A 13,602-nucleotide genomic window follows, 5' to 3' on the forward strand; every position below is an offset into this window, starting at 1 on the left:
TTATCTGGACGCAGCGGTGTTCAGGTAAGCATCCAGCGCGGCAAGCAGGTTGTTGCTTTTCGCCCATGCTGCCGCCAACTGCTCAGCCCGGGTGATTTCTTGGGCGCTCATCTGTTTTTGTGTGGCTTGGCGATTTTGCACCAGCACGGGGTCGCGGGATTGATCGTTGCTGATTGCCAGCATCAATAGCGCATGGCTGACGACCAGATTGCGCTTTACGCCATCGCCACGCTCGAACAGCATCGCCAGATTGTTCTGTGCGGATGACAGCCCCTGCGCAGCTGCCTTGCGGTACCAACTGATGGCGCTGCGGATATCCCGCTTTACGCCTTCGCCCCGCTCGTAGTGCTTGCCCAGGCTGTCCTGCGCCATGGCATCGCCTTGTTCGGCTGCTTTGCGGTCCCAGTACAGCGCTTGGGCATGGTCTTGTTCCACCCCTTGGCCGAGCGAATACAAGTAGGCCAGGTTGTACTGGCTTTCTGGATGGCCTTGCAACGCCGCGCGCCGGAACCACGCGGCGGCAGCGGCATCATCCTGCGCCACGCCACGGCCATGAAGATAGAGCGACCCCAGATTGAACTGGGCCGCCGCCAGACCGTAATTGGCCGCAGGCGCGTATAGCCGGGCAGCCTCTGCATCGTCCTGTGGCACACCTCGACCATCTTCATGCAGCAAGCCCAGCTGAAAATGAGCCATCGCATTGCCTTGCGCCACTGCCTTGCGATACCAGGCGGCTGCCTGTGCATAATCCTGCTTGCGTCCCTCGCCGCTGTCATAGCTCATGCCCAACATGGCTTGTGCTGGTGCATAGCCCTGCTGCGCGGCTTTTTCATGCCAATCGGCCGCCAGCTTTGCATCGGCAGCCCAGGCGTTCCCGTTGCTGTACAACATGCCCATTTCGAATTGCGCTTCCGGCAGGCCCTGCTCGGCTGCCTTGCGCAACCATAGCCCCGCCAGGCCCATGTCTTTGGGTGTGCCCTGGCCATTTGCATACAGCTGGCCCAAGTCAAGCTGGGCATCGGCAAAGCCCTGATCCGCCGCTTTCTGCAGCCACGCAATGCCCTGTTTTTCGTCTTTGGGCAGGTCCCGGCCTTGCAGGTACATCCTGGCGACTTCGCGTTGTGCCAGCGGATTGCCTGCTTCTGCCGCCTTGCGTAACCACACCGCGGCAATGGCCGGGTTTTTCTCGACTCCGTTCCCGCTGGCATACAGCAAGGCCAGATCGAGCTGCGCCAGTGTGTCGCCCTGTGCGGCCGCTTTTTGATACCAGCTTGCGGCTTTGCCGGCATCGTTGGCGACGCCCCTGCCTTGCCGGTACATCTGTGCCAGTGTGTACTGTGCCTGGGCAAGCCCCGTTCCGGCTGCTTTGCTGATCCATGCCAACGCTTGGGCATCGTCTTTCAGCTTGCCTTCGTCCTGCAGGTAAAGCAGGCCCAGCTTCAGCATGGCCGCAGGGACGCCTTGCATGGCAGCCTTGCGATACCAGGCTGCAGCTTGCTGTACATCCGCTGCCGTTCCCTCACCCCGTTCAAACAAACGGCCCAGGTTGTACTGCGCCTCGGGGTAATCTTGTTCAGCCGCTTTTTTGAACCAGACCAGCGCCTGCTGCATATCCCTGGAAACAGCAATCCCGCCTGAATACAGGGTACCCATATTGTTCTGGGCGTAGGCATTGCCCTGTTCGGCCGCTTTGCGATACCACTCGAAGGCCTGCTGCACATCGCTATCGATGCCATTACCCTGCTCGTACGCAAGCCCCAGGCTGATCTGGGCGCTGACATGGCCCTGTTCGGCCGCTTTGCGATACCACCGGATGGCCTGCTGCATATCGGTAGCAACGCCATTACCCTGTTCGTACGCAAGCCCTAGGTTGAATTGGGCATGGGCATGACCTTGTTCGGCCGCTTTGCGGTACAGCGCCGCGGCCTGCCCGGTATCCTTGGGCACGCCACGACCACTGGCATACATTGCGCCCAGATTGTTCTGAGCGACTGCCATGCGCTGATCCGCTGACTTGCGCAGCCAGAGCGCCGCCTGGCTGTCGTCTTGTGGCACGCCCTCGCCCTCGGCATACCGCATGGCCAGATTGAACTGGGCTTGGGCAAAGCCTTGCTCAGCCGCCTTGCGATACAGGCTGGCAGCAAGCGGCAGGTCGGTAGATACCCCCAGGCCCTGTTCGTACAGTTTGCCCAGATTGTTCTGTGCGCCGGCCATGCCCTGATCTGCCGCCTTGCGCAGCCAGCGGGCAGCCAGCGCGTTATCCACGGGCACGCCGTGGCCGTCCATATACATCGTTCCCAGCGCAAACTGCGCTTGTGCATCGCCCTGCTCGGCCAGCGGGCGGAATTCCTTCAGCGCCTGTGCGTAATCATCGAACTGATAGGCATAGATGCCATCGCTGAGGTCGGCATGGGCGGGGGTGGCCAGCGCTGCAGTCAGCAACAGGGCGAGCAGGGTTCTTCTGGTCATGGCTTGCAGGCGGCGGGCGGGGTAGGGGCGTCATTCTGCCCGTGAGTTTTGAGCCCCGGCAAGGCAGCGCTGATGTCTGGCGGGGTATTGCCGCGCGCTGTATCGAGCGTGGGGCCGGGAGCCGGAGCTTGCCGGTCGGTGATACAGGCCTGCCGGCCGGGAGAATGGCGGCGAAGGGAAATGTGCACCAGCGTTTGTCACCACCGCGGTGCACAGGCACTGCGGCGGTGCGTTGTATGCAAATTGCCGTCGCTGCGTCACCGTTGCGGTTGAAGTTATCTGCTTGATTCGATGGTTGTTATTTCAGTGTTGTGCACCTTGTCCTGCACGGGCATGGCTTCTGCTTGTTGAAAACAAAGTTGCACGCATTCCATCTCTTCCAGATTCAGCAATCCGGAGCCTGCATGACCAGTTACAAGGGTATCGAGATCGATGCCAGCCTGCGTCCGCTGATCCGCCATATGGGCAGCGTGAATGAATACCGCGAGATGCTGCAGCGGCTGCAGGCGGTGTGGGACAACCTGGCATTGCTGGGGCAGTTGTCCGGCATGGCGACGGATATGGTGGGCACGCGGCAGGCATTTGCCGAGCTGACCACGGTGCTGCTGAACAAGCTGGGGCTGGAAATGCGCCGCAAGCTGGTGCAGGAGCTGGGTTCGCGCGCGCAGGTGGCGGTGGATATCCTGACGCGCAACCTGTTCGAGCGCACTGCGGATATCGGTTTCCTGGCCATCGATGATGCGTTGCGCCAGTTTGCCGCGGGGGCGGGCGGCGCTGTTGATCCGGATGCGGACGACGGGCTGGCGGTGCGGCGCGCTGCCATCGTGGCGCGCTTCCGGGCCTATGTAGAGAAGTATTCGGTCTACGACGATATCGTATTGCTGACACCGGATGGCCGCGTGCTGGCGCGGCTGGATGCGCGCGTGAGTGTCGGGCAAACGCACGACCCCGTGGTGGCAGAGGCATTGAGCACCCGTGCCGCGTATGTCGAGCACTTTGGCGTATCCGATCTGTTTCCGCAGCGTGGCGCGGTGCTGCGCTATGCCTACCGCATCAGCGATGAAAAGAGCCAGCGCCCGCTGGGCGTGCTGTGCCTGAGCTTCCGCTTCGATAACGAAAGCGAACGCATTTTTGCCAACCTGCGCGGCAGCGACGACTGGTCGCTGTTTGCATTGATCGACACGGCCGGCCACGTGGTGGCCACGTCGGACGCACAACAACTGCCGCTGGCCAGCCGCGTGGAGCCGGTGCTGGACGAGGCTTGCAGGGTGATCCGCTTTGGCGGGCGTGAATACCTGGCGGTTACCCGCGCCACTGCCGGTTACCAGGGCTATGGTGGCCCCGGCTGGCTGGGCCATGTGATGGTGCCGCTGGAGCACGCCTTTGCCGATACTGCCGAGGGCAGCGATGCCGGCCGGCTGGCGCAGCTGGATCGTGCGCTGATCGATGCGGTGATGCACAGCCCGGCGCTGTTTTCTGCCGAGTTGCGCGGCATTCCGCAGCAGGCGGAGCGCATCCAGCGCGAGCTGAACCGCTCGGTATGGAATGGCCGCGTACTGCAAAGCCGCGAGGACAACAACAACGCCACCTTCAGCAAGGTGTTGCTGAGCGAGATCGGCCGCACCGGCCTGCAAACCAGCGATGTGTTTGCACAATCCATCGCCAACCTGCACGAGACGGTGGTGTCCGCAGTGCTGGGCGACAGCGAATTCTTTGCCGCGCTGGCCATCGATATCATGGACCGCAACCTGTACGAGCGCGCCAACGATTGCCGCTGGTGGGCACTGACGCACCAGTTTGCCGAATGCCTGGCGAGCGACCCGCGCAGCAGCGCCACGCGCGAGCAGATTACCGCCACGCTCAAGCTCATCAACAGCCTGTATACCGTGTACGACAACCTGGTGGTGTTCGACCGCCATGGGCTGGCCGTGGCGGTATCCAATGCCAATTACGCGGGCGTGGTGGGGCAGGCGATAGGCGAGGAATGGGTGGGCCGCACGCTGGCATTGTGCCAGCCGCAGCAATACGTGGTGTCGGCCTTTGCCGCCACGCCGCTGTATAGCGGCCGCCATACCTATATCTATGCCGCGCCGGTGTTTGCGCCGGGTAGCAACAGCGTGGTGGGCGGTATCGGCATCGTGTTCGATGCGGCACCGCAATTTGCCGCCATGCTGGCCGATGCACTGCCGGCGCGCCCGCCCAGCGCTACAGCGGTGGGCGGGCCACAGGGCTTTGCCGCATTTGTCGAGCGCAATGGCCGCGTGGTGGCGTGCAGCGATGGCGCTTTTCCGCCGGGCAGCACGCTGGCACTGGATGGCAAGCTGCTGCAGCAGGCTGCCGGGCAACGCAGCGCCAGCATCGTGGCGCTGGATGGCCAGTACTACGCGGTGGGCAGTTGCCCTTCTACCGGCTACCGCGAATACAAGGCGGCGGAAGATGCCTACCGCAATGAACTGATCGCGCTGGTGCTGATTCCGCTCGGCGCCGTGCAGGCCGCTGCGCAAACGGCCCGGCATGACCGGGTGCGCAGTACCGCGCAGCGCCCGCTGGAACGCACCGAGGAAGTGGCGCAGGTGGCTACCTTCCAGATCGGCGGCGAATGGCTGGGCGTGCCCTGCGATGAAGTGGTGGAGGCGGTGGATGCCACCCATATCACCCCGTTGCCCGGCATGCCCGCCGCAGTGCGTGGCGTGGTGATGCGCAACGGCAGCCCGGTGCCGGTGTTCGATCTGAAGGAACAGCTGCGCTTTGGCCGCAGCGTGGATGAAACCGATTACCGCCAGGTGGTGATCATGCGTGGGCGCGATGGCGTGCAATTTGGCGTGCTGGCGCATGCGCTGGCCGATACGCTGGAAATACCATTGCGGCAGATCGATGCCATTGGCGGCCTCTTCCCCGGCCAGATGCCGCTGGCGGAAAGCGTGGTGCGACCAGACCCGGCCCAGGGGCGCGAGGGCATCCTGATCGTGCTGTCGGTGGAGCGCATCCGCGACCGCGTGATGGGCCGTGCGCCCGAGCTGCTGTCCACCTGGAATGCGCCGCTGCTGCCGGAACGCAATGGCGAGCGCATCGTGGCCGGCCTGCCCGGGGCGGCGCCGCTGCGGTTGATGGGGGAAGGGGTTTAGGGCGGGATCGCCGGCAAGGCGTGTTGACGGGGGATGATGCCGGAACGCCCGGGTAATGCAGTCAGATACGGGCTGCCGATAGAGGGCACTGCAGCTGGCAACCGCCTGTTACAAGGGGTTCCGGAATGGCCGGGAAGCGCTGCCCGCGCCGTGACTGATTGCCAGGCACCTGTGGCGGGCGGTGGCCGCTGCGATCAGCGGGCGGTGGCCGTCCGCAATTCATCCTGCGTGGCGTTGATCAATGCCTGCAGATCGATCCCCATCGCTTTCAGTGCACGCGGTGCCACGCCGAAGCGGGCGGCGGCTGCCACTGCAATCACATGCGCACCCAGCAAGGGTTCGGCCGCGTGGCTTCCCGGCCGGCTGGCCAGTTGCTGCATCAATGATTGCACCGCTGGCTTGGCTTGATACGGGCCCTTGCCGGGGGCAATGGCGGCGGTATCGCCTTGCGTATCCAGCGGTGATGCGGCAATGCCGATGCTGTTCAGCGCATCTGCGTATTGCCGGGCAATGGCAGCGGTAAATTGCGCCGGATCTGCGCCGATGCGCTCGAACGCCCGGCGTGCGCTACCGTCGGGCAAGGCCAGCGCCGCCAGTACGAAGTGCTCCAGTCCCGGTTCTGTCTGCCCCGCTGCATTGGCGTGCTTTTCGGCATCCGTGCACAGGACCTTGATGGTGCGCATGTCGCTGATGCGCTGTGTGAGGCGACGTAGCATGTCAACGCTCCTGGTCAGGCAAATCAATGGGGGGCAGGGTGCCAGCCAGCCGCTTGTGTGCGGCCTGCTTTGAAACGCCGAGTGCCTCGGCCACTTGTGTCCATGACCAGCCCTGCGCAATGGCATGCGCTACGGCGTTGCGTTCCAGCTGGTCTGCAAGCAGGCGCAAGGCCACGACGGCGGCCAGTGCCTCGGCAGGGTTGTCGGCCGCGGGAAGGGGGTGGGGGATGATCATTCGTCAACTATGGTTGACGATTTTGATGTTGTCAACTTTTGTTGACGAGGAGATGAAGGGAGGGCTGGAGGCAGGCGAATGTGGCAGCACTCATGCAGCGGCATGCAGTGCGTGTGCTGTCAGCCTTCGCAACCCCAATGCAATCCCCTCGACAGCCATTTGCATTATGATGCGCTCAGCCGCCATGCCACCCGGGTAGCCCTTACCCCATGACCGTACCCCATCCAGGAGCCTGTATGTCTACGCCAACGCCAGACCAGATTGCCCTAGCCCGCAGCAACCTCAGCATCTTGCGCGAGCTGAACGAAGAAGCCTGCCTGCACCACCTGCCCAAGATACTCAATGCCTATGCGTTGCTGGTGGGCAACAAGGATGAAAGCGATCCGGGCATTGCCTTTTTGCTGGAAATCTTCCAGGGATTGTTCTCTGCACTGGGGGCGGAAGTGGGCGGTGGCGCCGGCAAGGCGGCAGCCGGCTTCGTGGCTGGCCTGGTGGCGAACTGGATTTCTGCGCCGCCCAGCTCGCTGAACACGCAATTTGCCTCGTATGCCACGCGCTACGATGCCACCGTGCGTGCGCTCAGCCTGCAGCTCGATACCATCAACGCCAACCTGGGCAGCAGCGATGCGGCACTGGTGCAGCAAACCTGGGACAGCAAGGTCAGCTACAACGGCATTACCACCGCGGTGGCTGATTTTGCCGCCCCCGGCCTGCCCAAGGTGAAGGAAGACCCGCTGTTCGACCACATGGTGGACAAGGTGACGTTCTCGCAGGATCAGGCGCTGTGGAAACAGATGCTGATCCAGAACTATCAGGCGCTGTACTACACCTGGTATCACCGCGGCCAGGCGGGCAGCCCGCCGTTGAGCTGGTCGCAGTACCGGCTGTCCTTCTACAAGTATTGCTATTACACCTACTACACCTTCCAGGCCGGCTACGAGCCGCCGTTCTACCTGTGGTGCGTCAACGAATACGTGGTATGCCGCAAGGGCACGGTGGAATGGTATTACCTGAATGGCGATGCCTGCGATTACCTGTTCATCGACAGCACGCCCGGCACCATCATCAACCCCAACGGTTTGTTCGGGCGTGAGGAAGTGGTGCAGTTCCTCGGCATCGTGCATGTGGAAACCGAGCCTTATGTGACCATCTTCAACCCGCCCAACTGGCGCGATCCCAAGCGCAATGCAAGGCCGGATGTGGAACCGGTGCCAGCCTGATGGTTGCCACGTCCCGATGGCCTGGCTGCATGCTCCGGAATCGTGGCGCTGCACATCTCATTGATGGGCTGACTACATGGCAGGTGTAGCGGGTAAGCCGTTGCATCTGCAGTGAACATTGCGGTGATCAGGGTGGAACAAAAAACGGCGTGCACAGCACGCCGTTTCTATTGCTGCCGCAGTTTATCCGTGTGCCGGTGCGGCATCTGCAAGCGGGTGCAACTGCCTGGCCGATTCGGGAAGGCGCATATATGCGTCGGCAATGGCGAGCAATTCCGCGCTCAGGAAGGGGTGGACCGCCTGCAGCGCTTCCAGTGATGCCCCTGCGGCACTGGCGGACAACACATCGGCAACCGGCACATGGGTGCCGACAAAGCAGGTTGCGCCGCTGGCGGGATCGTTGACGAGATAAAGATGGAATTTATCTGTATGCATGACTGCCTGATACCCCAAATGTTGTCGTGAGCTGGCTGCGTAGCGTGGAAGACCACCTCACACGCCAGCATGCTGATGCGCCGGCCCGATGCGGTCTGAAGCGTGGTCGTGAAGGGCTGGCCGCAGGATGAGCACACAGGCAAGCACTTCACTGTGTGCGATACAGCAACCTGAAACCCATTTCATTATCATCACATGATAACAATAAACAAACTTCATTAGAAATGGATGCGTGGAATGGATGCGGGGGGATGGCTACGCCAGCCGCCTGCGACGCGGGCAAGACAGCCACGCGATTGGAAGCCGTAAAACAACGGAAAAGAGCCGTGCAAGGCAGCAAGCGCCGCAGTGTGCAGGAGTAGATAGCAACAATGTGCCGGGCGGTATGCTGGCAAGCAGAATGGCTTGTGCAGGCACGGGCTTGTGCAAAGCCCTGGCGGGCAGCAGCCAGAAGAGGGTGGCAGGGGCTGGTGCCATGGTTGCAGCCGTTTGCAAGCCTGCAGCTGCAGGCAGCTAGCCGGGGTAGCAAAATTCTCCCCGGCTTACGCACATCAAATTATAATGCGATTACCATAAAAATCTGGGTGTGCAGGATGGAAAGCAAGACAGCCCGTTTGACGGTTCTGGTCGACCCGGCCAAGAAAAAGGCTTTTGAGGAACTGTGTGCGTCGCAGGATCTGACGCCTTCCCAGGTGGTGCGGCAGATGATCCGTGAATACCTTGCAGCGCATGGTGTCAGCTATAGCTCGCAAGCGGCAGGCGCTGCCGGTAAAGCAAAGAAATGATACCGGACGGGCGATTTTTCTGCCCGTCCTCAGTGGCTTCGATGATCAAGGGGTGATCAGGCTGTAGCCTGCGCATCGCCATGCGTCGCGGGGCGATCAAACCCCTCGCGCGCCTGGGCAACCCGGGCCCGGATCACGCAGCCTTGGGCATGGTCGTTGATCAGGCCCATCGCCTGCATGAAGGCGTAGACGGTGGTGGGGCCGACAAACTTCCAGCCCAGTTTCTTCAGGTCTTTGGACAGCGCGATGGACGCGGCCGAGGTCGAGACAGTTTGCGGCGTGCCCAGCAACTGCGCGTCCGGTTCGTAGCGCCAGATGAACGCGGCCAGCGAGCCTTCGCGTGCCACCATCTCCTGCGCCCGACAGGCGTTGTTGATTACCGCCTCGATCTTGCCGCGATGGCGCACGATGCCGGCATCCTGCAGCAGGCGTTCCACATCCTGTCGGGTGAAGCGGGCGATCTGGTTGAAGTCGAAATCACGGAACGCGGCACGGAAATGCGGGCGCTTGTTCAGGATGGTGCGCCAGCTCAAGCCGGACTGAAAAGCTTCCAGGCTCAGCTTTTCGAACAGGCGCTGGTCATCGCTGACGGGAAAGCCCCATTCCACATCGTGATAATCGAGAAATTCCGGTGCACTGCTGCACCAGTGGCAACGCGGCTGGCCGTCGGCGCCCGGGGTGGTCGTGGTCATTGCCTGGGTGTGTCCGTGTGAGAGGCTGCGGATGGCCAGCGCCGGCAGGAAAGCCGGGCAGTCATCGGCTGTGGCCTTCCATCATATCGGCCGCGGCGGCCTGATTGAAAGGCGCAGAGCGCTCGCTGCGCTTGCGAGGCGAGGAGGGTGGATTGCCTGCCGGCCAATGCGCACGGCCGGTTTGCCCCGGGGGATGGGGCCGGCCAGCCTGGCGCTTGCAGCGGGCTTAGCCGCGGCGTGCTGCTTCGATGGTGGCGATGTCGATCCTGCTCATCTCCATCATGGCGTCGAAAGCGCGCTTGGCTGCGGCGCGGTCCGGATCGGTGAAGGCGTCCGTCAACACGCGTGGCGTGATCTGCCACGACAGGCCCCATTTGTCCTTGCACCAGCCACATGCGCTTTCCTGGCCGCCATTGCCAACAATGGCGTTCCAGTAGCGGTCTGTTTCTTCCTGATCATCGGTCGCTACCTGGAACGAGAAGGCTTCGTCGTGCGTGAAGGCAGGGCCGCCGTTCAGGCCCAGGCAGGGGATACCCATCACCGTGAACTCCACGGTCAGCACATCACCCTGTTTGCCATCCGGGTAGTCACCCGGGGCATGGTGTACGGCAGTCACTGCCGTATCCGGAAAGGTTTGTGCATAGAACTGTGCGGCTTCCAGAGCGGTACCGTTGTACCAGAGGCAAATCGTGTTCTTGCTGGGCATGCTGGTTCTCCTGGGATAAAGGGCGGCAGGTCAGCGGTGCATTCGTGGGCATCGCTTGCCGGCATCGCCCATGAACGCAATGGGTTGGCCGGTGGTGCTTGCAAAAGGCTTATGTGACCAGTGTAGCGATTGCAAGTTTCAGAATGAGTGTTCACGATAGCGCGGGATTGCGCAATGCCACGATGGCTGCATACGCTGGCGGAACTTTCACCGTTGCCGGCTTGCCCACACCATCAACAAGCGCATGCTGCGCCGGTATCCGGCAGCAAACCGCCCGGCAGATGCGGCAATCCCCATTACAGGAACATGAACGCCAATCCAACTACCAGGAGTTATTGTCATGGCTACCGGCACTGTTCGTCTGCACCGCGTATTGCGCGCCCCTCCCGAGCGCGTCTACCGCGCCTTCCTCACCGCGGAAGCACTGGCCAAGTGGATGGCGCCGCATGGCTTCACCGCCACCGTGCACCATCTGGAGGCCAAGGTGGGCAGCGGCTACAAGATCTCGTTCACCAACTTCACCACCGGGCAGAGTCATGCTTTTGGCGGGCAGTATGTGGAGCTGGTGCCGAACGAGCTGATCCGCTACACCGATCAGTTTGAAGACCCCAACCTGCCCGGCACCATCCAGGTGGCGATCACGCTCAAGCCGGTGCTCTGCGGCACCGAAGTGCATATCGTGCAGGAAGGTATCCCCGAGGTGATTCCGGTGGAAATGTGTTACCTGGGCTGGCAGGAATCGCTGGCACTGCTGACCTTGCTGGTGGAGCCGGAAATCCGCGAATAGCGTTATGTATCATGCTGGCTGCGTATACCCATCGGCTGCGCTAGCCAGCACCATTGCTGCAGTTTTGCTGCATGCGCCAGCGGTTGGTGCGCAACGGCTTGGCATGACCATGTCATTGCGTATTGAGCTTCCCTTGCCGAAAGAGGACACTGTAAGGGTTGGCCGTCAGCGGCGAAAAATATTCAATACGGTGAAAGGGAAGGTATGTCGGAAGCATTGATCCCGCAACTTTCAGATGCGCTGGATTCGGAAAAAACCTTTGAAGGGCTGGTGCGCCGCTTGCTGGTGATGCTGGAGCTGGCCACCGACCTGGAATCCACCTATCTGACCAAGATCGACCTGGATGCCGGCCTGCAGAACATCCTGTTCTCGCGCAATACCAAAACGCTGACCATCCCCGAGGGCCTGTCGGTACCGTGGAGCGATACGCTGTGCAAACGGGCGATGGACGAGAACGTCAGTTATACGGACGACGTTGCCAACCGCTGGGGTGATTCGGAGGCGGCCAAGGCGCTGGGTATCGAAACCTATGCCAGCACCAAGATCTGCCTGGAGGACGGCAGCGTATACGGCACGTTGTGCGCGGCAAGCTCCACCCGCAAGCCGATGACGGCGGACGGCCAGCAGTTCTTCGAGCTGTTTGCACAGCTGATTTCGCACTTTGCGCAGAAGGAACAATTGCTGCGAAAGCTGCAGGTGGCCAATGCCGCCTTGCACCAGCATTCGTATACCGATGCGCTGACGGGGCTATGCAACCGCCGCGCGGTGTTCGAGGAACTGGCCCGGCTGTTTGCCCAGGCCCGCCGCAGCCACCAGCTGGTGGTGATTGCCTTCATCGACCTCGATGGTTTCAAGAAAATCAACGATGTGCATGGGCACGAAGCCGGCGATGCCTTCCTGGTGGAAGTGGCGCAGCGGCTGACGCTGGTGCTGCGCGCCGGTGATGTGTTGGGCCGGCTGGGGGGCGATGAATTCGTGATCGGTGGCCTGGGCCCGGCCAACAGCGCCGAAACCGCACACGCCGCCGCCGCTATGAAGGCCCGGCTGGGCCCCGCATTGGTGGGGCACTATAACCTTGGCAGCACCGAGATCGATTACCTGGGTGCCAGCATCGGCGTCATCTCCGTAGACCCGGCTGCGCTTTCGCCAAAAGCGGCGTTGCAGGCGGCAGATGAAGCAATGTACGAGGAAAAATCAAGGCGGCGCGCGGCTGCCTGAAGCGAGCGACTGGTGGCGCTGGTGCAGCATTGCCAGCCAACGCTACTGGTGGCACGCACCGGCAGATTGTCGAGCTGCTGTTGATCTGGCTACCGGCTAAAACCGGCAGCCAGATTGAGGGTGCCGCGCTGGCGATCTTCTGCCCGCCCGCTTATTCAAAGCCGTGCGTGATACCGACCAGTTCCATGAAAACCAGGAAATTGCCTTTAGAGCGGCTAGCGTTCAAGCGCTCGGCTGACCTGAACCGAGTCAGCGAATCAGTCCCTTCAGCACGAAGCCAGTTTCTGATCGCGGTAGACCCAGCCTAAGCCGCCATTGTAGGCGGACATGGCGATGCCCCGGTGCTGACAAGGATCAAAAAAAGGGCTTGAAGTTAACCTTGTCCCCCATGGAATTCGCCAAGTGCGCGTTCAAGGGCATCCGAATCGGGCTGAGCACTCTCTAGAAAACTTCTGACAAGGCGAACCTGTCCGTCGTTACCGTGCTGAGCAAAACCAATGCCCTTGTTGCTATCTAGAATTTCGCCCGGCGGGAGATCCCTTGGTTGTCCAGTATCAAACATCCGAAAGACAAGCCCAAAAGCCCCAAACTGCGATTCTCCATGATCATTACGTATTGGACTCACGATGAACGGACTTCGTACTTCTTCAATCGAGAAAATGCTCACTGAACAGCCAAGATGCAAGATGGGGGGCTCCGCCTGCATGTTCAATCGCAACTGCGCTTCCGTTTCGGGAGGCAGCTTGTAATCAGCGCACATCTTTTCCGATACCGATGCACGCCAGAAAATGGATTGAACGGCCCCGATCATCGCTCCCAAATCTTCAGTCGGGATACGCATTCTTGATTTAGAGCCTAGTTCCTCATATAGCTTTCTTGATACAGGAGCCCATCTGTTCTCGAAATCCCCAAATTTTTTTTCGCAACACGAGCAGAGCATCGGCTCCTTCATGTCAGAGTCATTCTGCTGGGGTGGGCCATGTGTCGAGATCAAGAAGTTATGCCCTTTGTTTTTTGTAGCCCTATGAGCCGACGCCGGAATGATGTGCGAATCGCATACTTCGATATCGCTTTCCGCATAACTTGCAAGTTGCCATAAGGCAAATTCCTTGTAATCGATGCAAGCGGCTAATGATGGTCGTTCAGTCGACTCGGGCATTCGAGATAGGATTCTATTTTCCTGGTCCCGTTTTCCACATCAGTCAAGCTCCGGC

Annotated in this window: 12 protein-coding genes; 5 read left to right on the top strand and 7 right to left on the bottom strand. The window is 61.2% G+C overall.

Going from position 1 to position 13,602, the window contains the following annotated elements; all coding sequences use genetic code 11:
- Entirely contained in the window at window positions 1-2,469 is a 2,469-nt protein-coding gene (locus IGB42_RS08975; RefSeq protein WP_159670226.1) for a tetratricopeptide repeat protein, read from the bottom strand.
- 404 nt (window positions 2,470-2,873) lie between these two features.
- On the opposite strand from IGB42_RS08975, the gene IGB42_RS08980 reads away from it, so the two are divergent.
- Entirely contained in the window at window positions 2,874-5,594 is a 2,721-nt protein-coding gene (locus IGB42_RS08980) for a chemotaxis protein CheW (RefSeq protein ID WP_159670229.1), read from the top strand.
- A 194-nt stretch (window positions 5,595-5,788) separates the two neighbouring features.
- Here the strand turns inward: IGB42_RS08980 and IGB42_RS08985 are convergent, their stop codons facing one another.
- Together IGB42_RS08985 and IGB42_RS08990 are read right to left on the bottom strand one after the other, a co-directional pair.
- The gene (locus IGB42_RS08985; protein WP_159670232.1) at window positions 5,789-6,310 is read right to left on the bottom strand and encodes a Clp protease N-terminal domain-containing protein; all 522 of its coding nucleotides are present in this window, start codon (window positions 6,308-6,310) and stop codon (window positions 5,789-5,791) included.
- 1 nt (window position 6,311) lies between these two features.
- Window positions 6,312-6,545, bottom strand: coding sequence for a helix-turn-helix domain-containing protein (locus IGB42_RS08990; protein WP_159670235.1), 234 nt, complete (start codon window positions 6,543-6,545; stop codon window positions 6,312-6,314).
- A gap of 236 nt (window positions 6,546-6,781) precedes the next feature.
- On the opposite strand from IGB42_RS08990, the gene IGB42_RS08995 reads away from it, so the two are divergent.
- Window positions 6,782-7,765: a hypothetical protein gene (locus IGB42_RS08995; RefSeq protein WP_159670238.1), complete on the top strand. Its 984-nt coding sequence runs from the start codon at window positions 6,782-6,784 to the stop codon at window positions 7,763-7,765.
- Between the two features lie 183 nt (window positions 7,766-7,948).
- Here IGB42_RS08995 and IGB42_RS09000 read toward each other — a convergent pair whose 3' ends face one another.
- The gene (locus IGB42_RS09000; RefSeq protein ID WP_159670241.1) at window positions 7,949-8,200 is read right to left on the bottom strand and encodes a DUF433 domain-containing protein; all 252 of its coding nucleotides are present in this window, start codon (window positions 8,198-8,200) and stop codon (window positions 7,949-7,951) included.
- Between the two features lie 593 nt (window positions 8,201-8,793).
- Here IGB42_RS09000 and IGB42_RS09005 point away from each other — a divergent pair.
- Window positions 8,794-8,985, top strand: a complete 192-nt coding sequence (locus IGB42_RS09005; protein WP_159670244.1) for a ribbon-helix-helix protein, CopG family — start codon at window positions 8,794-8,796, stop codon at window positions 8,983-8,985.
- A 56-nt stretch (window positions 8,986-9,041) separates the two neighbouring features.
- Here the strand turns inward: IGB42_RS09005 and IGB42_RS09010 are convergent, their stop codons facing one another.
- Complete coding sequence (locus IGB42_RS09010) at window positions 9,042-9,677, bottom strand: DNA-3-methyladenine glycosylase I (RefSeq protein WP_159670247.1); 636 nt, start codon at window positions 9,675-9,677, stop codon at window positions 9,042-9,044.
- A gap of 226 nt (window positions 9,678-9,903) precedes the next feature.
- Window positions 9,904-10,383, bottom strand: coding sequence for a VOC family protein (locus IGB42_RS09015; protein ID WP_159670250.1), 480 nt, complete (start codon window positions 10,381-10,383; stop codon window positions 9,904-9,906).
- A 340-nt stretch (window positions 10,384-10,723) separates the two neighbouring features.
- Between IGB42_RS09015 and IGB42_RS09020 the strand changes: the two genes are divergently transcribed.
- Together IGB42_RS09020 and IGB42_RS09025 are read left to right on the top strand one after the other, a co-directional pair.
- Window positions 10,724-11,170 (top strand): SRPBCC family protein, encoded by a 447-nt coding sequence (locus IGB42_RS09020; RefSeq protein WP_159670252.1) that lies wholly within the window; start codon window positions 10,724-10,726, stop codon window positions 11,168-11,170.
- A gap of 204 nt (window positions 11,171-11,374) precedes the next feature.
- On the top strand, window positions 11,375-12,388 hold the full coding sequence (locus IGB42_RS09025) for a sensor domain-containing diguanylate cyclase (protein ID WP_159670254.1): 1,014 nt from the start codon (window positions 11,375-11,377) through the stop codon (window positions 12,386-12,388).
- Between the two features lie 373 nt (window positions 12,389-12,761).
- Here the strand turns inward: IGB42_RS09025 and IGB42_RS09030 are convergent, their stop codons facing one another.
- Window positions 12,762-13,547 (bottom strand): hypothetical protein, encoded by a 786-nt coding sequence (locus IGB42_RS09030; protein WP_159670256.1) that lies wholly within the window; start codon window positions 13,545-13,547, stop codon window positions 12,762-12,764.
- Window positions 13,548-13,602 lie beyond the last annotated feature (55 nt).

It is taken from the genome of Andreprevotia sp. IGB-42, from assembly GCF_009848685.1.
GTDB lineage: Bacteria > Pseudomonadota > Gammaproteobacteria > Burkholderiales > Chitinibacteraceae > Andreprevotia.